Origin of the sequence: Leclercia adecarboxylata (assembly GCF_006171285.1) — a bacterium.
Taxonomy (GTDB): Bacteria; Pseudomonadota; Gammaproteobacteria; order Enterobacterales; family Enterobacteriaceae; genus Enterobacter; species Enterobacter barmai.
The window spans coordinates 2145414-2170166 of sequence record NZ_CP040889.1 but is presented as its reverse complement, the minus strand read 5'-3'; the positions used below and the strand labels follow the sequence as shown (position 1 = coordinate 2170166).

Genomic DNA, 24753 nt, shown 5'->3' with positions numbered 1-24753 from the left:
ATCTCTCCCTTCAGGAATCATAATGGCAAACATCAACTTATCCTTAGAGGAAGCCTCAAGCCTCTCAGTTGACCGCGATTTCCGGCAGGACATTAACCTGCTGCGCGGAATAGCCATTCTATCTGTCGTGTTTTACCACTTTACCGCCACGCTGCTGCCCGGCGGCTTCGCTGGCGTGGATGTGTTTTTCGTTATCTCCGGCTTTTTGATGACCAAAATCATCGCTACCGGACTGGAACGAAACAGCTTTAATCTTCTTCAGTTTTATGCCGCCCGCTGCAAAAGAATAATTCCCGCGCTGCTGGCGATGTGCCTGATTGTCGCCGTTACGACGTTTTTCTGGTTACCGACAAATGAGTATCAGAAGCTCGGAAATTACATTGGCTATGCCGCCTTATTTATTTCCAATTTGAAACTGAATAAAGAGTCCGGGGACTATTTTGCCCTCGACTCCCATGAGAACTGGTTTTTACATACCTGGTCTTTGTCCGTTGAATGGCAATTTTATCTGGTATTGCCTTTCATTATGATGGCGCTCTATCCCCTGCGAAAAAAGCTGAACACCGGCTCATATACAGGACCTTAAGAAAACACTTCATTTGAAACTCCTTCTAAGGTCCTGTTCTGTATCGATTTTCGCTGCTTGGTTCGACGGGCATTTTTCGCCAAGTAAACGGCAGCCCATTCCAGACGCTCTCTTATTTCCTCCAACGCCCGATGAGCAACCGCTTCCAATAACGGGAACCACCAGGTTCCGCTATTTTTCGCCGCTTTCAGTGTGGATAAACCGTCCCCCATCAGCGTCTGAGCTACCCGTCTTTTCATCACCAGCGACAACAGGCTGGCCCACACCAGCCCCTCGGCAATGGCTTTCTGACCTGTCACAAAGCCCTTGAGCCGGTTGTGCGACTTCCACTCCTTAAACAGCAGCTCCACCTGCCAACGACAGCGGTACAGGCTCATCACCCGCTCTGCTGGCCATGCCTCTCGTGGCAGATTGGTCATCCAGATACAGAACCGTTTCTCCTCGGCAAACCAGCGTCGGATCAGCCGATACTCGAACTTGCCCGATTTCACCACCATATCCAGTACCTCTGCCCGACAGTGCCGCCGTCCAGCATCCTTGAGTGACAGGCCCGCCAGCTTCGGCACTTCCCGTTCGGCACCGCGCCATGCCCGGATAATCTTCGGGTTCAGGCTCTTACTACCCCTGACCAGATAGAAACCGCCCGCCTCGTTTACCTTCGCAAAGTAGGCCATATCGATGTAACCCGCGTCCGCCAACAGCAGGCTGTTATTGAGCCGCTCGGGCTCAGGCAGGAACTGGCGCTCTGACGCCGTATCGGCAGAGACCTGCATGCAAACTGGACGCTGCTCCAATAGAGACATGAGCATATGACACTCGATTGCCGCCGGGCTAATGGTCTTGAACCTTCCGGAAACACTTCGGCCGCTTTTGTGGACGGCAAAGGAAGTACCATCCTGCAACAACACCTGTTTGAATGCGCCAAGGGATGCAGTCTTCATCTGTTGGCCGATACGCAAGGCGATAGCCCGTTCAACCAGCGCCTTCATGAACAGGGCGAACGACGCTTTGCGCAACTGGTTGTGAAAGGGCTTGTAGGAAACCTGATGGGCATCAACCAGTTGCAAGGCATTGAAATGATGGTGCAATCCAGCGATACCATCGACCTGGTCGCAGCCAAGTGCCCGCAAGAGTGCAGTCACCAGCATGGCAGGCGTAATGGCTCGTTTGCGCAAGCAAAATTGGCAGTCACGGGCAATGCGGTCGAGTTCGGCAGGAGAGAGAAGTTGCTCAAGATAGTGGTTGGCATCGATAATGGTCATGGCTTCGTGCGTGGCGGTTTTGTTTGGCGATAAAATCAGATCACAATCGAAGCCATTTTTATATCTATTTCAATTTGTTGCTGCTAAAGATCCTGTACATGAATGTGTTTAGACCACCATGCCATCATCTCTCGGCGTCGTTCCAGATAATCTGTGCGGTTGTAGGCGCTACGCACTTCGTCTTTATCTGAGTGTGCCAGCGCAGCTTCGATAACATCCGCATCAAACCCCTTCTCGTTGAGGGTTGTACTGCCCAAAGCTCGTAGACCGTGAGCAACCAGCTGCCCTTTTAGCCCCATACGCTTAAGCGCGGCATTAGCTGTCTGTTCATTGGTATGGGTCTTCGGATCTCGTTGCCCAGGAAAGAGAAATTCGCGATGACCGCTGATTGGCCGTAACAACTCCAGTAGTGCCAAGCTCTGTTCGGTAAGAGGAATATTGTGCGACTTGCGTTTCTTCATCCGCTCGGCAGGGATCCGCCAAAGTTTGTTTTCGAAGTCAATTTCCTTCCAGCTGGCTCCTGCCGCTTCGCTTGGCCGGACGAGAGTATGCAGACTCCATTCGATCAGCAGCCTTGTCTGCAGACTGATACTGGCCTTGGCAAGTTTGTTCATTAGTTCTGGTAACTGATTAGGGGTCAGCGTTGGCATGTGGTTTTTCTCGGGTTTTTGAAAAACCTTGCTGATCCCCGCGCAGGGATTGGCATCTATCAGCCCTGAGTTCACGGCATACGTCATGATCTCATTTACTCTCTGGGCTAAACGCCGGACGGTTTCCAGTTTGCCTGCAGCGGCAATCGGCTGGATGATCTGAATAGTCGTTTGGGCTTTAACCTCAGTGATTGGTTTTTGGCCGATATCAGGAAATAGATATAGCTCAAGCGAGCGCCATAGATCTTCAGCATAAGCTGGTGTAACCGATGACCTCTTGACGTTGAACCAGCGTTCGGCAACAGCAAAAAAAGTATTTTCGGTCTCAGCTTTGACTGCCGCCAGTTTTTCTTCGCGATGCGATTGCGGATCTATATCTTGCTGCAAGAGTGACTTCGCTTTACTGCGGGCATCTCTGGCTTCTGATAGGCCCATCTCTGGCCATGAGCCAAAGCTGATCATGTTCCGCTGTTTGGAGACTGGGCGGTAGTAACGGAACCGCCATAGCTTGGAGCCATTAGCCTTGATGCAGATCTCCAGACCACCACCATCACAGAGGGAATAGTCCTTTTCCTTTGGCTTAGCAGCTTTGATCTCTGTTGTACTGAGTGGACGAGTGACTCGAGGCATAGGCATACGCTCCTGAAGGCATACAGTGCTATATGCCTAACGATATGCCTAAAAGGGTTGGTTCGCAATGGATGTCATCGGACAGTACCGGATAAGAAAAAACCCGCAAGGCCTTATGCCATGCGGGTTTTCGTATCGCTTTGGTCCTCATCGGACCGGTATTTGGTGGTGGAACACGGAACCGAACCCGCGTCCGCTTTCAGAGCTGAATGGTAACACTTAGGCCTTGAGAGCATGGATTTGACGATTTGGCCGAATTGGTCACAGAAGCGAAACGTCTTTGATCAAACGAGATCGGCGAGCTTGCCGCTTGACTTGATCATCAGAATCGTCAGCCCATGCATGGGGAGAACTTCCCCAAGACCAATCAGTGCCAGTGACACCGAGAAGTTTGACGTCCCCCGTAAGCCCATTGACTGTTCGGTCATAGGATTTCCCGGCCACCGCAAAGGAAATTCGATGGCTTCCCGGCCTTAGTCGCAACCGAATCATTGAGTTTGGGACAGTCTCCATCGACGTCGCACCATCGATCAATATGTCCAAAGGATGGTGTCCGTCACCCCAGTAACGAACGACATATACGGTGAGTGCGCCAGGATCAGAGGGAAATAGCTTTGCCTCCTCGTCTTTGCTGAGACTCGGTGCATTTTCCTTGGTGCAGTAGGCGTTTCTGCCACGGTCTGTGTGACAGTAGGGTTTCTCAGCATACCGATCAACCGGCGTCGCACAGCCAGCCAAAGCAAGTATTGCGAGTGATAAAAAAATACCTTTAACAAGCGTTTTCATAGTTGCCTCTCAAGAGCGTTGGAAAGAAATGCCGAGAAGGCCGTTCTCGGCCCTGAATTCATTTCAGAACAAATCGTGCCGTCGCTGCCTTGCTTGCAAGATTCACCTGCGCGACAACCTTCGTGCCGGGCGCGACTTTGAAACTGCCTTTTGCTTCAAGCTTGTCACCCGATGGTTTCAAATCAATCTCTTGCTTGTCGCTGCCTGAGAGCAAAGTGATTTTTGCTGTTGCCTTGCTGACATCAACCGGTTTCCCGTGATCGCGCACGTACAGCTGCAGCACATCGGGTTTGGCTACAAGCTCGTAGTCCACATCCTTGATTTCCGTGATCAAGCCTCCGTGGAGGGGCTTGTCCTCATGGCCATGAGCATGTTTGTCTGCAGCGAATGCGGTGCCAGATGTCATCAACATTAACGCCAGTGTGGTGGAGATCAGTTTCATGAGTTTTCCTTTCAAAAGTACAGGTTAAGAATCAGATCTAAAGACTGGCTTATGAATTCTGCGAAGCAGCCGCAGCCTGCGGATGCACCGGTTCGGCAGTGACGTCCTCCAATTCCTCGTCCGGACGATGGGCCAGCCGATACAGAATCGGAAGCACGAGCAGCGTCAGCAATGTGGAGGACAGGATGCCGCCAATCACCACGGTGGCCAAAGGACGCTGTACCTCCGCGCCGGTTCCCGTGGCGATTGCCATTGGAATGAAGCCCAACGATGCCACCAAGGCTGTCATCAATACAGGGCGCAAACGAGTCAACGCTCCCTCACGGATGGCTGCGTCCAATTGGGCTCCCTCTTCTCGCAAGCTGCGGATGTAAGAAATCATCACGAGGCCATTGAGCACTGCAACACCTGACAGGGCGATAAAACCCACTGCGGCGGAAATCGACATTGGAATGTCACGCAGCCACAGCGCCAAAATGCCGCCGGTCAACGCAAATGGAATGCCGGTAAATACCAGCAGGCCATCCTTGACGTTGCCGAACATTGCAAACAGCAACACGAAGACCAGGAGCAACGACACAGGGACGACGATTTGCAATCGCTGTGTCGCGGACTGCAGGTTTTCAAATGTGCCACCCCAGCTCGTCCAGTAGCCTGCGGGAATCTTGACCTGCGCCAAAGCAGCTTCCGCGTCGGCCACAAAGGAACCGACATCACGGCCACGCACGTTTGCACTCACCACAATGCGACGCTTGCCGTTCTCGCGGCTAACCTGATTAGGCCCCGGTGCCAGCTCGAAGCTAGCCACTTCGGCCAGTTGGATGAAATTGGTTCGTCCTTCGACGCCGCCCGAACCGCGTTGCAAAGGAATCGGCAAACGTTTCATGCTCTCCAGGTCGTTGCGCAGGGACTCTGGCAAGCGAACCAGGATGTCGAATCGACGGTCGCCTTCAAACAGGGTACCGGCTTCACGCCCTCCGATAGCCGTGGCCACAGCATCTTGGATGTCAGCCACATTGAGCCCGTAGCGCGCAGACTTCTGACGATCAATGTTGACCGTGAGCATCGGCAATCCGGTGGTCTGCTCCACCTTGACCTCTGACGCACCAGGGATTTTTTCCAACTTGGACGAGACTTCTTCGGCTGTTTTGTTCAAGACATCCATGTCGTCCCCGAAAATCTTCACCGCCACATCGCTTCGCACACCCGAGATCAGTTCGTTGAATCGAAGTTGGATCGGCTGGGAGAACTCGTAGTTGTTACCCGGTATCTTGCCCACGACCTCCTGCACGGCGGCCAGCAACTCGTCACGAGACTTCCGCGGCTCGGGCCACTCAGACATTGGCTTGAGCATGATGTAGCCATCAGAAATGTTCGGCGGCATGGGGTCGGAGGCAATTTCCGCCGTTCCAGTGCGCGCAAAGACACGGTCGATCTCTGGAAATTTGGCTTTCAGCGTTGCTTCCAGTTGCTGCTGCATCGCCACCGATTGCGACAAACTGGTGCCAGGAATGCGCAAGGCCTGAATGGCGAAGTCTCCTTCGTTCAAGCTGGGCACGAACTCACTGCCCATGCGCGTTGCGATCAAACCGCACAACACCACTGCCACGGCTGCGGCAGCCAACACAACAGCCTTGGCTGCCATCACGCGATCTAGCAAGGGACCGAACCAGCGCTTGGCTTGCACCATCAAGAAGTTTTCCTTTTCGCTGACACGGTTGTCAATGAACAGTGCGACCGCAGCCGGAATGAAGGTCACCGACAAAATCATGGCTCCCACAAGCGCCGCCACCACCGTGAACGCCATCGGATGAAACATCTTCCCTTCGACGCCGGTCAGGGCAAAGATGGGCAAGTACACCACCATGATGATCAACTGCCCAAATAGCAGCGGGCGACGTGATTCCTTGGATGCAAGGAAAACCTCGTGAAAACGTTCCGCCCGAGTCAATGGCCTGCCGTAGTGAGCTTGCGCATGGGCAAGACGGCGAACACAGTTTTCGACGATCACCACCGCACCATCAATGATGATGCCGAAGTCCAGTGCGCCGAGGCTCATTAAATTAGCGCTGACCTTGTAGCTCACCATTCCTGTGAAGGTGAACAGCATCGATAAGGGAATCACGGTGGCCGTGATGATGGCGGCGCGGATGTTGCCGAGGAACAAGAACAGGATCACGATCACCAGGATCGCGCCTTCTAACAAGTTCTTTTTGACCGTGTTGATGGCCTTATCCACTAGGACGGTGCGGTCGTATACGGTCACCGCATGTACACCCTCGGGCAGGCTGCGGTTGACCTCGATCATCTTCTTGTCGACGGCTGTTGATACCGTTCGGCTGTTTTGACCGATGAGCATGAAGACGGTACCCAGCACCACTTCACGGCCGTTGTCAGTAGCAGCACCGGTGCGAAGTTCACGTCCGATGCCGACCTCGGCAACATCACGCACCCGAATCGGCACGCCACCCGCACTGCTGAGGATGACATTGCCGATGTCCTCAAGTGTCTTAACCTGCCCGGGGGCTCGAATTAGGTACTGCTCACCTCGCTTTTCGATATAACCTGCGCCCACGTTGCCGTTGTTGCGATCCAGAGCCGTCACAATGTCCTGCAGGGTGACGCCCAACGAGGCCAGTCGCTCGGGTATCGGTGAGATTTGGTATTCCTTTGCAAAACCACCAATCGAATTGATTTCCGTCACGCCGGGCACATTGCGCAACTGTGGCTTGATGATCCAGTCTTGAATCTCGCGCAGATCGGTGGCCGTGTAGGGCTGGCCATCAGGTTTTTTCGCACCATCCTTGGCCTCGACTGTCCAGAGGTAAATCTCACCCAAGCCTGTCGATATGGGCCCCATCGCAGGAGTGATTCCGGGAGGCAGTTTGTCGCGGGCCTCCTGGATGCGTTCATTGACCAACTGGCGCGCGAAGTAGATGTCGGTGCCGTCCTTGAAGATCACAGTCACTTGCGACAGCCCGTAGCGAGACAAGGAACGGGTCTGCTCCAGATTGGGAAGACCCGCCATCACGGTTTCAATCGGGTAAGTCACCCGCTGCTCGGTTTCCATAGGGGAATATCCCGGCGCTTGGGTGTTAATCTGCACTTGGACATTGGTGATGTCCGGGACGGCATCGATAGGTAACTTTTGGTAGTTGAACACGCCGATGGCAGCCATACCAAAGACCGCCAGCAACACCAACCATCGGTGCTCAATGGCTGCGCGAATAAGTTTTTCAAACATGTATGTCGCTCCGGTATCAATGGGTGTGTTCGGCAGAGGCTTTGCCAAGCTCTGACTTCACGACAAAACTGCCTGCCGACGCATAAGGTGCCCCGGCTCTGAGCCCTTGCAACACCTCGACACGCTTGCCATCACTGCGGCCCAACTGCACAGGCTGAGCGATGAATCCCCCATTCACCTTCAGGAATACGACCGGCTTGTCGCCAACGGTCTGAATGGCGTCACTGGCCACTGTCACGGGTACGTCAGCCTCTAAGGAGGTCACTTCCACGTTGACAAACAGCCCAGGACGCCAAGCACCTTTCGGGTTGGACAAGACCACTCGGGCTTTGGCCATACGGGTTTGTTCGCCAATCAGCGACCCAACAAAGGTGATAACGCCAGTAGCGCTGGCATCGAATGCAGTGGCCTTGATGGTCACTTTTTCGCCGACTCTGACCAGCGGCAAGTCCTTGGCTGGCACGTTGATTTCAGCCCAAACCTGCCCCAGATCGGAGACGGTAAACACGGCAGCATCCTCCTTGACGGCTTCGCCGAGGCTGAGATGCTTTTCAATCACTAAGCCATCGAAGGGCGCACGCAATTCAAAGCGGTTAAGCCCCCCCTTAGAAACGGTGGCTAGGCCCAAAGCGGAGAGCTTCTGTTGAGCGTTGGCCACAGCTACTTCAGCCTCGTGCAGCGCTTGCCCTGCTTGCTGGTAGTCCTGCTCTGCGGAAATCTTTTGCTCCCAGAGCCGCTTTTCACGCTCAAACGTGGTACTGGCCAAGGTCAGGCGCTTTTGCGCTGTTTGCAACTCGCTGCGCTGCTCAGACGCAGCCGGGCTGGCAATGACGGCCAGGACCTGCCCCTTCTTGACGGCTTGTCCCAAGCTGGCCTGCACGCTCTCGACCACACCCGCAATGCGTGGGACAACGTGGGACGTCCGGTCTTCGTTCAAGCGAATTTCCCCCGGCATTAGCAGGGCTGTCTTGATTCGTGCAGCACCTGCTGTGTCGATGCCAATAGATGCCGCTTTAATTTGCGCATCACTGAGTTCGACTTTCCCCTCTTCTTGTTTGAGAACGAACATGAAGGGTTCGTTGGCTGTCTGGGCAACGATGCTGATCTCGAACGCGTGCGGCTCCGGCACGACCTCCCGGCTCAACAGGCTGTCTTTTTCAGTCGCGAAATTGAGTGTCTGTTTCTCTCCGGTCAAACGCGTGATGGTCGCGCTGACCTTTGCAGCGCTGGTGGGAAGAGGCTTGCCTTTGTCATACAACCAGACTCGCAAACGAGGCTCACCGCCTTCCTCAGCGAGTAACGCTTCCAGCCCGAAATCCCCCTCCTTGAACAGCTTGCCTCCATGCGGCCCCTTGGTCGGGGCCTCGTGGTGTTCGCCGTCCGCATGACCCTTGTCGTGGTCGTGTTTGTCTCCACTCTCCTTGCCGTGATGCTCACCATCACTGTGTGCCTTGGCTTCAACGTGGCTGCCGTGACCGTGGCCGTCATCTTCGGCTGTCTTGGTTGCTTTGCCGCCGAGAATGGCGCTGCCCAGTACAACGCCCGTCGCAACGATCACGGCAATGGCGATCAGATGCTTCTTGCTGACATTCAGTTTGTTGGTATCGATTTTCATGTTTATTCCTTATTCGCTGGCTGGGTAGCATTTGCGCCAGATTCGCCGAGCACGCGGTCAATGTCCGCAGCCGTGCGATGCGCCTCAGCCAATGCTTTGAGGTATTGAGACTTGGCGGCAAAGTAGGTGCGCTGTGCGTCCAGCACTTCCAAGAAGTTGAACTTGCCGTTTTCAAATCCGACGGTGGCCGCGTCGTAGGCACTTTTGGCCCCAGGTAAAACATCTTGTTGCAAGACGTCGACTTCCCTACGAATGGATTCCAGCCGCTCGCGGGCTTGCAATACGTCCGTGCTGACTCGTATGTTCAAAGCTTGGAGTTCGTCCCGCGCCTTGTCTTCGCGCTTCAACGCTTCCAACAAGTTCCCCTGATTGCGATCAAACAGCGGCAAGGGGACGGAAACACCGAACAGCAGTTGATCGCGCTGCAGTTCGGTGGGGCGTTTCACCCCTAGGCTGAATGTGACGTCGGGTATCTGTTTGCTGCGCTCTACATCGACCAACGACCTGCGGCGCTCAACCTCCAGCTGCATACGGCGCAGCGTTGGCGAAGTGGACAGGCGCTGCTGGACGTTGTCGAGCGAAGGGACAGCCGGAAGCTCTTCCACGTTGCCCGACACGAGAGTAAATCGCGGTGGGTTGGCCCCTAGCAAACTGGCCAAGCGTGCCCGAGCATTGCGTTGCTCGCTCTGGGCCTGTGCCAATTCGACTCGCACACCTGCTTCGGCTACCCGTGCCTTGGTTTCTACGACCGGCGAAACCTTGCCAGCTGCCACGCGTTTGGCAACGGCGTCCGTGGCGCGCTGTGCCAGTTCGACGCTGGCTTGAGCCAATGCAGCGCGTTCCTGTGCCGCCAAAGTGTCGAAGAAGGCAGCGACCACGGCGGCACGAATTTCGACGCGGCGCACGTTAAGTTCTTCGACCGCAATGTCACGTCCTCGCTCTGCCGCCGTGATACGGGCAGCGCGCTTGCCACCCATTTCGACCGGCAGATTGATCTGCACGCTTTGTGTCCGGGTCGGTGCCCGTTGGTCTTCCAGTGAGTACGCCAGTTCGGGATTGGGATGCGCTTGCCCCTGGATCACCTGACCTTGCGTTGCCTCGATTTCCCGCCTTGCGACAGCCAGATCAAGATTGCTGTCCAGGGCTAAATCGATGGCCTTTTGCAGCGTCAGGATGGTTGCCGCTTCGCTCTGCAAGCCGCTTCTGACGGCTGGATGATTGTCTCGTGCTGCTGGCAGCGCCTGAGCGAAAGCTGCCCCTGCAGTGAGCGCTACGAGCAAACTCGTAGCAGCCGCAACTCTTAATGTGCAGAGGACGGAAACTGACTTCCGTCGTTTGTAATTGTAATGACTCTTCAACATCCGATTCTCCAGTGATATTCAAATACACGAGGGAATCGGCGGAGAGCGATCCAAATGATCGCCTACGACGCCATCACATCAACCGCACGAAGTCGGCTTGACACGGTCACGCGCTAGGCGTATCCATGCATTGGTGATGACGAAGGGAAAGGAACGCGCTCCCCGCCGATCAGGCGAGGACACGCCACTGAGGGCGTTCGAGGCGTTCAAAAGGGGGCGACGTGAGACGAGCCCAATAATCTGCTGCGCCCAGAGACGAGTCTGCCAGCGCTGCAATCGTGACTGCCCCAGGCAAGGCTGACAAACATCCCGCGTGACAGGACGCGCAATCAGGATCACCACCGGTGGTCTTGGCTGGATCGGAGGATGCGTCTTTGCCATCCGCAGTCTTGTGCTGGTGGTCATGGTGACCAAAGTGCTTGGCTGCGGTTCCGCTTTCGTGCTGGCAATAGCTGGCTGCAGCCGCCCAGCTAAGCTGAAGCGGCATAAATACCAACAAAAGGATTGCCAACCATTTACGCATATGTGAAACAGTGTAGCAGCTATAGACTTCCCCGTCCATCTTTTCTACTTGCTCGATTGCTTTCCAAGCAACCTTAGCCCATTGAAGACCACCAGTAAGCTTGCCCCCATGTCCGCAAACACCGCCATCCACATGGAGGCGTTGTCGAACTGAAGCGGCAACACAGCGAGCATGAGGATGGCAAGCGGGCTGCGCATGTGGAAGAGTCTAGCCGCTACAGGGTTCGGGCATGGGTCACTAGCTGATCGCCGTGACCGGCATCACCACTTTTCGACACGGATGCGCCGAACCTGAGCGTTCATGCGGTGCCGGATCACATGCGAGTACAGCCATCGCTTAAGCCCGGAGAGGTTCGAGCCGTGCCGGGCATAGAACTCGTCGGGACTGTCGAAGACACCGAAGTCGTCGGCAATGCCGTCCCTCTGGATGTAAGTGTCCTGGCCGCGCCACTCGACCGCGGGCGCGGACAGGTCGGGCGTGGCGGCCCCGTAGCCGCAGAAGCGCCGGCGGTCCGGAAACCGCCGCTGGAGGCTGGTTAAGTAGGGTGCGTCCAGGATGAAGCCTTCGAGGTTGACCCAGCGCCCGTCGAAGTCGACTTCCACCCAACTGTGGATGATCCGCGGGGGGCCAGCGCGTAGGCGATGCCGGTGATCGCGCCCTTCTGCAGCGGCTTGTCGATGGTGAAGCCGTGGTATCGGCAGCGGATGCCGACGGCGCGCATCAGGGCCATCAGCAGCGTGCTCTTCGTGTTGCACTGGCCGACTCCGTCGGCGAGCACGGCCGAGGCAGGCAGTTCGTCGCGGGCGTTGTAGCCAAAGGCGATCTCGTTGCGCACGAAGTCGTAGACCGCACCGATCCGATCGAACGCGGGCAGCTGTCGCCAGCCCCGCCTCTCGACCAGGGTATCGATGGCAGGGTGCGTGAAGTCGAGAAGTCGGGTGGGCTGCAGCAGGCGCGGTTCGGTGTCCATGATCGACTCAGTTTCGTTGGGCGCTGCGCAGCAGGCGCAGGCCGTTGAAGACCACCAGCAGACTGGCCCCCATGTCGGCGAAGACGGCCATCCACATGGAGGCATTGTCGAAGATGGCCAGAAGTAAGAACACCAACTTGATGCCTAGCGCGAGACTGATGTTCTGCCACAGAACAGCGTGGGTGCGCTTCGAGAGTCGAATCGTTTCCGGCAGGCGGCGCAGATCGTCATTCATGACCACCACGTCGGCAGCCTCCATCGCCGTGTGGGTGCCCGCGCCGCCCATTGCGAATCCGATGTCGGCCTTAGCAAGTGCTGGCGCATCATTGATGCCATCACCTGTCATCGCCGTGATGCCCAGGCGTTGTTGAAGTTCGCCGATGGCCTGCAACTTGTCTTCGGGTAGCAAGTTGCCTCGCACCTCGCCTATGCCCGCCTGTGAGCCGACGGTGCGCGCAGTCGCGATGTTGTCCCCTGTCAGCATGACCGGTGTCACACCAAGCAACTTCAGGTCGGCTACGGCTTGCGCGGATGTTGGCTTGATGGTGTCCGCCACCGCACAGATCGCCATAACACGTTCGCTGTTAGCAAGGAGTGTGACCGTGCGACCTGCCTTCTCATGAACTGCGAGGCGGGTTTCGAGTTCAGTCGAACATTGCCCACGCTCCTCGATCCAACGGTGGTTGGCCAGCGCATAGGAATGATTGCCGATGACACCTTGCACTCCACGCCCTGCAACGGCTTGAAACTCTCCTACTTCTTGAGCGATGGTTGACAGCCCCTCTGCGATGGCTTTGGATACTGGGTGATCCGACCGGCCCGCGAGACTCTTTGCAAGACCCTCCAGCACCCGTTGATCAAGACCTGTATCTACGGGCTCGAAGGCCACCAGTTTGGGCTTACCTTCCGTGATCGTGCCTGTCTTGTCCAGGGCCACAGCTTTGATCTTTCGCGCATCCTCCAAGTAAACGCCGCCTTTGATCAAAATCCCCCGTCTTGCCCCGGCCGCCAAGCCACTGACGACCGTGACAGGCGTGGAAATAACCAGGGCACAGGGGCAGGCGATGACCAACAACACCAAGGCTTTGTAAACAGCCTGCATCCAGGTTAAATCCGTGATCCACGGTGCTAACAGCGCGACGGAGACAGCCAGGATGAACACTGCCGGGGTGTAGATCGCGGCAAACCGATCTACAAAGCGCTGAGTTGGCGCGCGTGACGACTGCGCTTGCTCGACCGCGTGAATGATGCGAGCCAGGGTACTGTCCGAAGCGGGCGCGGTAACCCGGAATTCCAAGGCGGCAGACTGGTTGATGGTGCCTGCGTACACTTCGTCGCCAGGAACCTTGTCTACAGGCAGGCTTTCCCCAGTCACGGGAGACTGGTCGATGGCACTCTGTCCAAGCGTCACGACGCCATCGAGCGGAACGCGCTCTCCTGGACGGATGCGCACTATCGCATCGACGGCGACCCCTTTGACGCCGACGCGCGTCCAACTGCCGTCACCTTGACGCACCTCGGCTTGCTCCGGTGCCAGCGCCAACAAGCTCTTGATGGCGTTACGCGCCCGATCCACCGCTCGAGCCTCGATGGCCTCGGCTATGGCATACAAGGCCATCACCATGGCAGCTTCTGGCCACTGGCCTATCAAAAAGGCGCCTGTCACGGCCACCGTCATCAGGGCGTTGATGTTCAAGCGACCTTGCCGCAGTGCGGAAAGCCCTTTACCGTAGACAGAAAAGCCCGCCAGGGCGATGGCCACTGCGGCCAGCCCCATTCCAAGGGCTTTTCCTGACCAACTATCTGGAAAAGCGAAGGCCAAGCCTTCAGCCGCCACGGCCAGTCCCAATGCAGCAATCAATTTGCCCCATGAGGCCCAGAAACCTGTTGGCGGTGCCTTATTAGCACCCTCGGATTTGTCTTTGACCTTGATAGGTTCTGGTTTGAAGCCTGCCTTGCGAATCGCATCCAGTGCCAACCGCAGAGCATGATCCTCAGCAGCGATGCCCAACTCGCGGTTGCCCAAGTCGAACTGCAAGCCGTGAATACCTGCCACGCCATCCAGCGCTCGACGGATTTCTGACTCTTCCGACGCGCAGTCCATGTTTGCGATCCGGAATCGCCGTGACTCAACAGCCGTTGCAGCAGACGCCACTGGCCCACCCACAGCAGGCGATGCAGCGCATCCACTCCCACAACCGCAGGCAGTGTCAACTTGTTGGGATTGGTGAGTAGGGTTCATGATCTTCTCCTTGTAGGATGGATTAAAAAACCTGTAGCCACTACAATGTCAAGCGCCTACAAAATAAGACTATGCAACTTTCCTGCCACTGCGCAAGGTGAAGATATGAAAATCGGCGAACTGGCCAAGGCTGCTCACACTCAGGTTGAGACTATCCGGTATTACGAACGCGAAGGATTGCTGCCAGAAACGGCTCGCACTGAAGGAAACTATCGGGTATACGGCAGCGAACACGTTGACCGGCTATCCTTCATTCGGCACTGCCGAGGGTTGGATATGACGCTGGATGAAATCCGAGTCCTACTGCGCTTCAAGGACTCGCCTCACGAGAACTGTGCTCAGGTAAACGACCTGCTTGACGAACACATTGGCCATGTGGCCTCCCGCATCAAAGAGTTGAAAGCGCTGGAACGACAACTTAAGGCGTTGAGAGAAAACTGCCGTGAGTCTCAACAGGCCAGCCAATGCGGAATTTTGACCGAATTGTCCACAGCATCACGCAGCGATTGCGAGTCAGCTACCAGCAGAGTGCATGTTCACGGGGCACACAGCCTCAAAGGAAAGCGTTGAACGAACAGCGTCAGCCAAGTAGTAGTCGTACCTCGGCGTCACGTCGGGAGACAAGTCCTGGCAGCACACGTCCGCCACCATAGATCCAGCGCTGCAGCTCGTGCGTTACGCTCGGCCAGTCTCGTTGATTCACTCGTTGCCGAAGCGTCGATGTCTGTAGCCGCCCCGCACCAAGGTTGAAGGTGAAATCAACGATGGCCGCGAGTCGTCCCTCGGGTTCGGTAGCCAACACCGGGCAGTAGCGCAGCGTCGCGGCGAGCGCTGTTTGCAGGTCGCGGGCCAGATAGACCTCGGCTTCGGTTTCCGTGATCGGCGGATGCTTCGGATCACACAGATGGCCGTACCCAATCGTCCAGTACCCTGCAGGACAGATGTACGGGTGTGCCCGTCCAGGATCGGCCTTCGGCACGCGGTGGAACCCCTCGAAGCGTTTGGCCAGCTCGATGGCCGCTTTCGGCACCTCGCTCACGAACGCACCCGGTCGAACACGCGCCCGAGGAACCAGAAGTTCAGCACCCCGGCCCATAGGGCTTGGTCTGCCTCCGTCCAGGCATACAGGATGGCCACACCCCATCCTGCGCCCCCTGTCACGGCGGCAGCGACTGTTCATGTACAGGATCTTTAGCAGCAACAAATTGAAATAGATATAAAAATGGCTTCGATTGTGATCTGATTTTATCGCCAAACAAAACCGCCACGCACGAAGCCATGACCATTATCGATGCCAACCACTATCTTGAGCAACTTCTCTCTCCTGCCGAACTCGACCGCATTGCCCGTGACTGCCAATTTTGCTTGCGCAAACGAGCCATTACGCCTGCCATGCTGGTGACTGCACTCTTGCGGGCACTTGGCTGCGACCAGGTCGATGGTATCGCTGGATTGCACCATCATTTCAATGCCTTGCAACTGGTTGATGCCCATCAGGTTTCCTACAAGCCCTTTCACAACCAGTTGCGCAAAGCGTCGTTCGCCCTGTTCATGAAGGCGCTGGTTGAACGGGCTATCGCCTTGCGTATCGGCCAACAGATGAAGACTGCATCCCTTGGCGCATTCAAACAGGTGTTGTTGCAGGATGGTACTTCCTTTGCCGTCCACAAAAGCCTGGCCGAAGTGTTTCCGGGAAGGTTCAAGACCATTAGCCCGGCGGCAATCGAGTGTCATATGCTCATGTCTCTATTGGAGCAGCGTCCAGTTTGCATGCAGGTCTCTGCCGATACGGCGTCAGAGCGCCAGTTCCTGCCTGAGCCCGAGCGGCTCAATAACAGCCTGCTGTTGGCGGACGCGGGTTACATCGATATGGCCTACTTTGCGAAGGTAAACGAGGCGGGCGGTTTCTATCTGGTCAGGGGTAGTAAGAGCCTGAACCCGAAGATTATCCGGGCATGGCGCGGTGCCGAACGGGAAGTGCCGAAGCTGGCGGGCCTGTCACTCAAGGATGCTGGACGGCGGCACTGTCGGGCAGAGGTACTGGATATGGTGGTGAAATCGGGCAAGTTCGAGTATCGGCTGATCCGACGCTGGTTTGCCGAGGAGAAACGGTTCTGTATCTGGATGACCAATCTGCCACGAGAGGCATGGCCAGCAGAGCGGGTGATGAGCCTGTACCGCTGTCGTTGGCAGGTGGAGCTGCTGTTTAAGGAGTGGAAGTCGCACAACCGGCTCAAGGGCTTTGTGACAGGTCAGAAAGCCATTGCCGAGGGGCTGGTGTGGGCCAGCCTGTTGTCGCTGGTGATGAAAAGACGGGTAGCTCAGACGCTGATGGGGGACGGTTTATCCACACTGAAAGCGGCGAAAAATAGCGGAACCTGGTGGTTCCCGTTATTGGAAGCGGTTGCTCATCGGGCGTTGGAGGAAATAAGAGAGCGTCTGGAATGGGCTGCCGTTTACTTGGCGAAAAATGCCCGTCGAACCAAGCAGCGAAAATCGATACAGAACAGGACCTTAGAAGGAGTTTCAAATGAAGTGTTTTCTTAAGGTCCTGTATATGAACACCGGCTTATGCCTGGCGGTGCTCACCATCGCGGCGTTTATCGTGAGTATTACGCACACGCCCACCAATGCGGCCACCAGCTTTTACCTGATGCCTTATCGCGCCTGGGAGATGCTGTGTGGTGGACTGGTGTGGTACGCCGCTCAGCGCTTTGTCATGCCGTTTATGCTTCGCCCGGTTGCGGCGCTTGCGGGCTACGCACTGATCCTGTTTTCTCTCTTTTTCATCACCGCTGAGCAAGCCTGGCCGGGGCCCCTGACCTTACTGCCCGTCATGGGCGCGATGCTGGTGATCTACAGTGACTACCAGCCGTTGGTGAGTCTGTTTGACCGCAATTTTCGCTGGGCGGGGCTGAGCTCGTATTCCGTCTATTTATGGCACTGGCCTGTTGCGGTGTTTCTGCTCTACTGCGGAAAGCAGCATAACGGGCTGTGGGTCATGAGCGCGATTGCGCTCTCCTTTGCTGCCGGCTGGCTGTCGTGGGTGCTTATCGAGCAACCCGGCAAAAATTACCTTAGCCAGCGTTCAACTCGCGCCTTCTGGCTGATCCTGTTTGCCTGCGTGGGTGTCGCCTGGCTGTTTAGTTATCTGGTGAAAAACCAGATTGTTGTCAGCCAGCCCGACCCGCTGGTGAACAAAATCGCGCTGGAAGCCACCAATAAAAACTACGCTGCCAACCCTAAAACGCACCTGAGCACTTACGGTACAGGTCAGCCTGTGGCCATCATCGTTGGTGACAGCCATGCGGAAGCTACCGCCACCGCGCTGGCAGAAGCAGCAAAAGATAAAGGTTCGGTTATCGGGATCACCTCCTCTGGTTGTCCGACGCTGGCGAGAGGCGAACTGGGAGAACAAAATCGCTGCGGGGCATTTAACCGCTCTCTTCCTTCAAGGCTGAAGGATTACCCGCCTGACGTGCCGGTGGTGATTGTGAACCGACTCACGCACTATGCCGAAAAGCGCCTCGTCAACTTCGGTACCGGGTCGCAAAACCAGCAGGACTACCTGCGTCAGTATTCGGATGCGATAGTGGACATGGCATGCTCGCTTAACAGCACGCGCCCCGTATATCTGGTCAACCCGATCCCGGAAATGGCGCAGAATGTGCCTCGCACGTTATCTCATCGGCTGATGACCGGCAGAACCACGCACGACTTATCCATCCCCACTGCGACTTACACTAAACAAAACGCGGTCATTCTGCAGGCACAGGCACGTGCAGCTAAACAGTGTGGCGTTCAGGTTCTCGATCCCACCGCATGGCTCTGTACGGCGAGCCGCTGTATGGGCAGCAAAAACTTACAGCCGTGGTATTTCGATGATAACCACCTCAGCGAAACCGGTAATAAAGTTCTGGTGCCGATGTTCCGGCAGGTTTTTACCCGCCAACGGGATTAAAAGCTAAATAAATCTAATGCTATTTCTGAAGTAAAAACCCCGAATCGCTCTATTTAAGCCAAAGTGTCATTAGATAAAATAAGGCTTAACCACTCGCACAAGAAAATCTAAATCGTGAGCCAGAGCACAAAACGTTACCCTGACGGCCTTAACTCTGGGGGTAACATGCTGCTGCATATCCTGTATCTGATCGGTATTACCGCTGAAGCCATGACCGGTGCCCTGGCCGCCGGGCGTCGTCGTATGGATACCTTTGGCGTCATTATTATTGCCACCGCCACGGCGCTGGGCGGCGGGTCTGTCCGGGATATCCTGCTGGGCCACTATCCGCTCGGCTGGGTACAACACCCTGAATACGTGATTATCGTGGCCGTCGCCGCCGTGCTGACAACCATTGCCGCCCCGGTTATGCCCCATCTGCGCCGTCTGTTTCTGGTGCTGGATGCCCTCGGTCTGATCGTATTCTCCATTATTGGCGCCCAGGTCGCGCTGGATATGGGTCATGGCCCGGTCATCGCCACTATCGCGGCGGTGATCACCGGCGTATTTGGCGGTGTGCTGCGCGACATGTTCTGCAAGCGTATTCCGCTGGTCTTCCAGAAAGAGCTCTATGCTGGCGTTTCCTTTGCCTCCGCCGTGCTGTACGTCGCACTTCAGCACTACGTGAGCAATCAGGACGTGGTGATCATCTCCACGCTGTTGTTTGGCTTTACCGCCCGCCTGCTGGCGCTGCGTTTGAAGCTGGGATTACCCGTGTTTTATTACACACACGACAGCCATTAAAAACCCTGCACGCCCTGCTCGCCCAGCCAGGACGTCAGGGCATTCACGGTGGGATGATGCACAAACTCCACCAGCCTGCGCGCCTTTTCCGGGCCGACGCCCGGAACCTGATGCCAGCGTAACGCATCCCTGCTCTGCAACTGCTGCCAGTGCCGATCGCTGAGCGCGCGCATGGCCATGCGCGGCAGGGGAACGCCCAGCGCATCAAGCCAGCGAGTAAAAGGTTGGCGACGGGCCAGATTGAACTGATGCCAGAGCCGCAGGCCGCGCTGCGACGTTATACCGGGCGTCTGCTGCAACTGTTCCTGACTGAGCGCCAGCCATGAAAAAAGGTGATCAAAATGGTGCGCCTGATGCAGCGACTGCCAGCCAGCCTCACTCAGCCCTTCGATATTCAACACTGACGATGAACTCAACCACGTCAGCCGGGCCATAAACTGCCCGTGACATTCCGGCGTGGCATAAAAACAGGTGAGCGGCGTAAAGCGCGTTTCGGGCGGCACGGGTTTGCGTCGTTCGCTCCCTCGCCAGACGACTTTATCGACGCGCGGTATCCCCTGCCCGGCCAGGCTGACCTGAATCTGATCCCCCGGCGCAATATCCAGCGTCTGCCAGCGCCTCACCGATCCCAGGTTGACGCGTTGCACCCTTTTATCATCAAGCTGCACGGGCTCAAGAGTGGCGACCACCGCAATCCTGCCGGTACGCCCCACGGTAAAATGGATGGCCCGAACCTCAGCAACCCGCGCGACCGGCGCATATTTCCATGCCACCACCCAGCTGCCTTCACCGGGCAGCCAGCGGTTGCCTGCGGGCTCCTGCGCCGCGCGGATCACAATGCCATCGGTCACAAAGGGCAGCGGTGACTTATGCCAGCGGTCACGTAATTTTTCAGCCTCCTCTACCGAACTGACTTTATGCGTCCACTGACCGGTAAGGGTGAAGCCCGCCCGGGTTAACGCCTGCAGACGTTCAGGCATCGAGGCGGGGCCATCCGGCCACGCCCAGATGAAGATACCGATGTTATCCAGCCCTGCGCCGGTGTCGTGTCGCATCATCGTCCCGGCGACTTTTGCCCGGGCATTCATTCCCCCCATCTGTTGCTGGATATGGTTATCGCGCATCAGGAAGAGTTCGCCCTGCAGCACGCTATTTGCGAGCGGGCCTTTTACCTGCCCGGGCACCGAGGCGATACGTTTGACCTTCTCCGTCCAGTCTTCACCTTTCAGGCCGTTACCCCGGCTTGTCGCCTGCACAAGCTGCCCCTGCCGGTAGACCAGCGTCACCGCCACGCCATCCACTTTCGGCTGGATCCACAGGTCACGGCGCGCCTGTATCCACTGCCGGAGTGCCGCTTTATCGGCTATCTTTGGAACCCCGGTATGGCTTACCGGGTGTTTAACCGCGCCCCCCACACCCGCCAGCGCCTCTGACGCTTGCTCATCGCCAAAGCAGTGCCGCCACTGTTTCAGCCTCGCCGCCAGCTGGTCATACACTTCGTCATTCACGTCGCTGACGCCCTGCTGCCAGTACGCCTTATCCCAGCGGGCGATTTGCGCGCTAAGCCTGGCTATCTCCTGTTCTGCCTGCATTGGAGACCAGACCGGGCATACCGCCAGCCCCACGCTGCTCCAGATCCACAACAGCACGCCAACATATCGCCACATCGTTATCCCTCCCTATTTTACAAGGGATATAACGCGATGCGCCGCCGCAGGCGACACCCAAAACCCGACTTTACGAGGCAACATCAGAATTGAATTTTTGTTGCAGCAAACACCACAGAAAACAGGAAAAAGGCTCGCAAAAATCAACCAAAGCGTGGAAAAAGTGTGACAAAGGCTACGTCACGCAGCGGCGACGTGTATAATAAGCCCGTATGTAGGACTTTCTTCGCTAACACATACAAAAGACTCTCATGGCTCAAGGCACGCTTTATATTGTTTCTGCCCCAAGTGGCGCGGGTAAATCCAGCCTGATTCAGGCGCTGTTAAAAACCCAACCGTTGTATGATACGCAGGTTTCTGTTTCTCACACCACGCGCGCGCCGCGTCCGGGTGAGGTACACGGTGAACATTATTTCTTTGTCGATCACGACGAATTCAGAACGATGATTGGCAGAGACGCGTTTCTTGAACACGCTGAGGTCTTCGGGAACTATTACGGCACCTCGCGTGAAACCATTGAGCAGGTATTATCGACCGGCGTAAACGTGTTCCTTGATATCGACTGGCAGGGCGCACAGCAGATCCGCAAGAAAATGCCTGATTCACGCAGCATCTTTATTTTACCGCCGTCAAAAGATGAGCTGGATCGTCGTCTCCGCGGCCGCGGTCAGGATAGCGAAGAGGTTATCGCAAAACGTATGGCCCAGGCAGTTGCGGAAATGAGCCATTACGCCGAATATGATTACCTGATTGTGAATGATGATTTTGATGCCGCCCTGAGCGATCTCAAAACTATCCTTCGCGCCGAACGTCTGCGCATGTGCCGCCAGAAGCAGCGACATGACGCATTAATCACCAAACTGTTGGCAGACTGAACCCACATTCAGTATCATGCCCAGTCATTTCTTCATCTGTGGAGCATTTTAAGTATGGCACGCGTAACTGTTCAGGACGCTGTAGAGAAAATTGGTAACCGTTTTGACCTGGTGCTGGTCGCCGCGCGTCGCGCTCGTCAGATGCAGTCAGGCGGTAAAGATCCACTGGTACCGGAAGAAAACGATAAAACTACCGTTATCGCACTGCGCGAAATCGAAGAAGGCCTGATCAACAGCCAGATCCTCGATGTTCGTGAGCGCCAGGAGCAGCAAGAGCAGGAAGCCGCAGAACTGCAGGCCGTTACCGCCATTGCTGAAGGTCGTCGTTAGTTAAACCTGCGGGTCGCCCTTGTATCTGTTTGAAAGCCTGAATCAACTGATTCAAACCTACCTGCCGGTAGATCAGATTAAACGTCTCCAGCAGGCGTATCTCGTTGCACGTGACGCTCACGAGGGCCAGACACGTTCAAGCGGTGAACCCTATATCACGCACCCGGTAGCGGTGGCCTGTATTCTGGCCGAGATGAAACTCGACTATGAAACGCTGATGGCCGCCCTGCTGCATGACGTGATCGAAGATACCCCTGCCACCTACCAGGATATGGAACAGCTGTTTGGCAAAAGCGTTGCCGAGCTGGTGGAAGGGGTCTCTAAACTTGATAAGCTGAATTTCCGCGACAAGAAAGAGGCGCAGGCCGAAAACTTCCGCAAGATGATCATGGCGATGGTGCAGGATATCCGCGTCATTCTGATCAAACTCGCCGACCGTACCCACAATATGCGCACGCTGGGCTCTCTTCGCCCGGACAAACGTCGTCGCATTGCCCGTGAAACCCTCGAAATCTATAGCCCGCTGGCGCACCGTTTAGGTATTCATCACATTAAAACCGAGCTGGAAGAGCTGGGTTTTGAAGCGTTGTACCCGAACCGCTTCCGCGTGATTAAAGAGGTGGTGAAAGCCGCGCGTGGCAACCGTAAAGAGATGATTCAGAAGATCCTCTCAGAAATCGAAGGACGGTTGCAGGAAGCCGGTATCCCCTGCCGCGTCAGCGGTCGCGAAAAGCATTTGTACTCGATCTACTGCAAAATGGTGCTCAAAGAGCAGCGTTTTCACTCGATCATGGATATCTACGCGTTTCGCGTGATCGTCCACGACTCCGACACCTGCTATCGCGTACTCGGTCAGATGCACAGCCTGTACAAACCGCGTCCAGGTCGGATGAAAGATTACATCGCTATTCCAAAAGCGAACGGATATCAGTCTCTGCACACCTCAATGATTGGCCCGCACGGCGTGCCGGTTGAAGTGCAAATCCGTACCGAAGATATGGATCAGATGGCCGAGATGGGTGTTGCCGCGCACTGGGCCTATAAAGAGCACGGTGAAACCAGCACCACCGCGCAGATCCGCGCCCAGCGCTGGATGCAAAGCCTGCTGGAACTGCAGCAGAGCGCCGGTAGCTCGTTTGAATTTATCGAGAGCGTTAAATCCGATCTCTTCCCGGATGAGATTTACGTTTTCACACCAGAAGGGCGCATTGTTGAACTGCCTGCTGGTGCCACGCCGGTCGACTTCGCCTACGCCGTGCATACCGATATCGGTCATGCCTGCGTGGGGGCACGTGTCGACCGCCAGCCGTACCCGCTGTCACAGCCGCTGACCAGCGGCCAGACAGTAGAAATTATTACGGCGCCTGGCGCACGTCCGAACGCGGCGTGGCTCAACTTTGTTGTGAGCTCAAAAGCTCGCGCCAAGATCCGCCAGCTGCTGAAAAACCTCAAACGCGACGACTCCGTTAGCCTGGGCCGCCGTCTGCTCAACCATGCACTTGGCGGAAGCCGCAAGCTGGCCGAGATCCCGAAAGAGAACGTGCAGCGTGAAATCGAGCGTATGAAGCTCGCCACGCTTGACGATCTGCTGGCGGAGATCGGTCTTGGTAATGCAATGAGCGTCGTGGTGGCGAAGAACCTGCAGCAGGGTGAAACCTCTGTACCGCAGCCGTCGTCCACCAGCCACGGGCATCTGCCGATCAAGGGCGCCGACGGCGTGCTGATCACCTTTGCCAAGTGCTGCCGCCCTATCCCTGGCGACCCGATTATTGCCCACGTCAGCCCGGGTAAAGGTCTGGTTATCCATCACGAATCCTGTCGTAACATTCGCGGCTACCAGAAAGAGCCCGAGAAGTTTATGGCGGTCGAGTGGGATAAAGAGACCGAGCAGGAATTTATCACCGAGATCAAGGTGGATATGTTCAACCACCAGGGCGCACTGGCGAACCTGACGGCGGCAATCAATACCGCCTCTTCCAATATTCATAGCCTGAATACCGAAGAGAAGGATGGCCGTGTGTACAGCGCCTTTATTCGTCTGACGGCGCGGGACCGCGTGCATCTGGCGAATATCATGCGCAAAATCCGCGTGATGGCCGACGTCATTAAAGTCACCCGTAACCGAAACTAGTGTTATGAATGCAACGCGTTATGCACGTATCTGTGAGATGCTCGCCAGGCGTCAGCCCGATCTTACGGTCTGCATGGAGCAGGTCCATAAACCTCATAACGTCGCTGCTATCGTCCGTACCGCAGACGCCGTCGGTGTGCATGAAGTGCACGCCGTCTGGAAGGGGACGCGAATGCGTCCTATGGCCTCGGCTGCCGCAGGCAGCAACAGTTGGGTACAGGTCAAAGCCCACGACACCATTGGCGAAGCTATTTCGCATCTGAAAGGGCGCGGCATGCAGGTACTGGCGACGCATCTTTCCGACAAAGCCGTCGATTTCCGCGAAATTGATTACACCCGCCCGACCTGCATTCTGATGGGTCAGGAGAAAACGGGGATCACCCGGGAAGCGTTAGATCTGGCGGATCAGGACATCATCATTCCGATGATCGGCATGGTGCAGTCCCTGAACGTTTCCGTGGCCTCGGCGCTCATTCTGTATGAAGCCCAGCGTCAGCGACAAAATGCCGGGATGTACGAACGCGAGAACAGCATGCTGCCGGAGGACGAACAGCAGCGCCTGCTGTTTGAAGGCGGTTATCCGGTGCTGGCCAGAGTGGCGAAGCAGAAAAAATTACCCTACCCCCACGTGAATCTGCAGGGCGAAATTGAAGCCGATGCGACGTGGTGGGCCACCATGCAGGCGGCGAAGTAAA

At 56.2% G+C, this 24753-nt stretch carries 21 protein-coding genes; 9 read left to right on the top strand and 12 right to left on the bottom strand.

Features of this window, described 5'->3' with window-relative positions:
* Positions 1 to 22 precede the first annotated feature (22 nt).
* Entirely contained in the window at positions 23 to 586 is a 564-nt protein-coding gene (locus FHN83_RS12185) for an acyltransferase family protein (protein ID WP_139563922.1), read from the top strand.
* Here the strand turns inward: FHN83_RS12185 and FHN83_RS12180 are convergent.
* The 10 genes from FHN83_RS12180 to FHN83_RS12140 form a co-directional block, all read right to left on the bottom strand.
* Positions 583 to 1848, bottom strand: a complete 1266-nt coding sequence (locus FHN83_RS12180; RefSeq protein ID WP_139563921.1) for an IS4 family transposase — start codon at positions 1846 to 1848, stop codon at positions 583 to 585. The genes FHN83_RS12185 and FHN83_RS12180 overlap by 4 nt on opposite strands.
* Before the next feature lie 83 nt (positions 1849 to 1931).
* Positions 1932 to 3128: an integrase domain-containing protein gene (locus FHN83_RS12175; RefSeq protein ID WP_111969658.1), complete on the bottom strand. Its 1197-nt coding sequence runs from the start codon at positions 3126 to 3128 to the stop codon at positions 1932 to 1934.
* Positions 3129 to 3412: 284 nt separating this feature from the next.
* Complete coding sequence (locus FHN83_RS28220; RefSeq protein ID WP_176556491.1) at positions 3413 to 3556, bottom strand: hypothetical protein; 144 nt, start codon at positions 3554 to 3556, stop codon at positions 3413 to 3415.
* Positions 3557 to 3972: 416 nt separating this feature from the next.
* Entirely contained in the window at positions 3973 to 4356 is a 384-nt protein-coding gene (locus tag FHN83_RS12170) for a hypothetical protein (RefSeq protein ID WP_110820908.1), read from the bottom strand.
* Positions 4357 to 4405: 49 nt separating this feature from the next.
* Positions 4406 to 7600, bottom strand: a complete 3195-nt coding sequence (locus tag FHN83_RS12165) for a CusA/CzcA family heavy metal efflux RND transporter (protein WP_110820909.1) — start codon at positions 7598 to 7600, stop codon at positions 4406 to 4408.
* 16 nt (positions 7601 to 7616) lie between these two features.
* A complete protein-coding gene (locus FHN83_RS12160) occupies positions 7617 to 9215 on the bottom strand; it encodes an efflux RND transporter periplasmic adaptor subunit (protein ID WP_110820910.1) in 1599 nt (532 codons plus the stop codon).
* A 2-nt stretch (positions 9216 to 9217) separates the two neighbouring features.
* Entirely contained in the window at positions 9218 to 10411 is a 1194-nt protein-coding gene (locus tag FHN83_RS12155) for a TolC family protein (RefSeq protein ID WP_213014369.1), read from the bottom strand.
* A gap of 948 nt (positions 10412 to 11359) precedes the next feature.
* Positions 11360 to 11701, bottom strand: coding sequence for a hypothetical protein (locus FHN83_RS28595; RefSeq protein ID WP_244637375.1), 342 nt, complete (start codon positions 11699 to 11701; stop codon positions 11360 to 11362).
* Positions 11635 to 12069, bottom strand: coding sequence for a transglutaminase-like domain-containing protein (locus tag FHN83_RS28590; protein ID WP_244637377.1), 435 nt, complete (start codon positions 12067 to 12069; stop codon positions 11635 to 11637). The genes FHN83_RS28595 and FHN83_RS28590 overlap by 67 nt, the downstream gene beginning before the upstream one ends.
* Before the next feature lie 7 nt (positions 12070 to 12076).
* Positions 12077 to 14173: a heavy metal translocating P-type ATPase gene (locus FHN83_RS12140; protein WP_213014370.1), complete on the bottom strand. Its 2097-nt coding sequence runs from the start codon at positions 14171 to 14173 to the stop codon at positions 12077 to 12079.
* Positions 14174 to 14416: 243 nt separating this feature from the next.
* On the opposite strand from FHN83_RS12140, the gene cadR reads away from it, so the two are divergent.
* On the top strand, positions 14417 to 14881 hold the full coding sequence (gene cadR / locus FHN83_RS12135; protein WP_110820914.1) for a Cd(II)/Pb(II)-responsive transcriptional regulator: 465 nt from the start codon (positions 14417 to 14419) through the stop codon (positions 14879 to 14881).
* A gap of 10 nt (positions 14882 to 14891) precedes the next feature.
* Here cadR and FHN83_RS12130 read toward each other — a convergent pair whose 3' ends face one another.
* Complete coding sequence (locus tag FHN83_RS12130; protein WP_110820915.1) at positions 14892 to 15350, bottom strand: lysozyme; 459 nt, start codon at positions 15348 to 15350, stop codon at positions 14892 to 14894.
* Between the two features lie 239 nt (positions 15351 to 15589).
* Here FHN83_RS12130 and FHN83_RS12125 point away from each other — a divergent pair, with 239 nt between their 5' ends.
* The 3 genes from FHN83_RS12125 (at position 15590) to FHN83_RS12115 (ending at position 19055) form a co-directional block, all read left to right on the top strand.
* Positions 15590 to 16858: an IS4-like element ISAeme4 family transposase gene (locus FHN83_RS12125; RefSeq protein WP_110820574.1), complete on the top strand. Its 1269-nt coding sequence runs from the start codon at positions 15590 to 15592 to the stop codon at positions 16856 to 16858.
* Complete coding sequence (locus tag FHN83_RS12120; RefSeq protein ID WP_139563919.1) at positions 16842 to 18272, top strand: acyltransferase family protein; 1431 nt, start codon at positions 16842 to 16844, stop codon at positions 18270 to 18272. Before FHN83_RS12125 ends, FHN83_RS12120 begins: the two co-directional genes overlap by 17 nt.
* A 165-nt stretch (positions 18273 to 18437) precedes the next feature.
* The gene (locus tag FHN83_RS12115; RefSeq protein WP_039030176.1) at positions 18438 to 19055 is read left to right on the top strand and encodes a trimeric intracellular cation channel family protein; all 618 of its coding nucleotides are present in this window, start codon (positions 18438 to 18440) and stop codon (positions 19053 to 19055) included.
* Here the strand turns inward: FHN83_RS12115 and ligB are convergent.
* Positions 19052 to 20722, bottom strand: coding sequence for an NAD-dependent DNA ligase LigB (gene ligB / locus FHN83_RS12110; RefSeq protein ID WP_139563918.1), 1671 nt, complete (start codon positions 20720 to 20722; stop codon positions 19052 to 19054). The two genes, FHN83_RS12115 and ligB, sit on opposite strands and share 4 nt — an antisense overlap.
* A gap of 251 nt (positions 20723 to 20973) precedes the next feature.
* Here ligB and gmk point away from each other — a divergent pair, with 251 nt between their 5' ends.
* From gmk to trmH, 4 genes are read left to right on the top strand one after another with little or no spacing between them, the layout of a single operon-like run.
* Positions 20974 to 21597 (top strand): guanylate kinase, encoded by a 624-nt coding sequence (gene gmk / locus FHN83_RS12105; protein ID WP_039030178.1) that lies wholly within the window; start codon positions 20974 to 20976, stop codon positions 21595 to 21597.
* Between the two features lie 54 nt (positions 21598 to 21651).
* Complete coding sequence (gene rpoZ / locus FHN83_RS12100) at positions 21652 to 21927, top strand: DNA-directed RNA polymerase subunit omega (RefSeq protein ID WP_039030179.1); 276 nt, start codon at positions 21652 to 21654, stop codon at positions 21925 to 21927.
* A gap of 19 nt (positions 21928 to 21946) precedes the next feature.
* Positions 21947 to 24058 carry a bifunctional GTP diphosphokinase/guanosine-3',5'-bis pyrophosphate 3'-pyrophosphohydrolase gene (gene spoT / locus FHN83_RS12095; protein WP_039030180.1) on the top strand — a complete coding sequence of 704 codons (2112 nt, stop codon included), beginning with the start codon at positions 21947 to 21949 and terminating at the stop codon, positions 24056 to 24058.
* A gap of 4 nt (positions 24059 to 24062) precedes the next feature.
* Positions 24063 to 24752 carry a tRNA (guanosine(18)-2'-O)-methyltransferase TrmH gene (gene trmH, locus FHN83_RS12090; protein WP_039030181.1) on the top strand — a complete coding sequence of 230 codons (690 nt, stop codon included), beginning with the start codon at positions 24063 to 24065 and terminating at the stop codon, positions 24750 to 24752.
* The last annotated feature ends 1 nt before the right edge of the window (position 24753 follow it).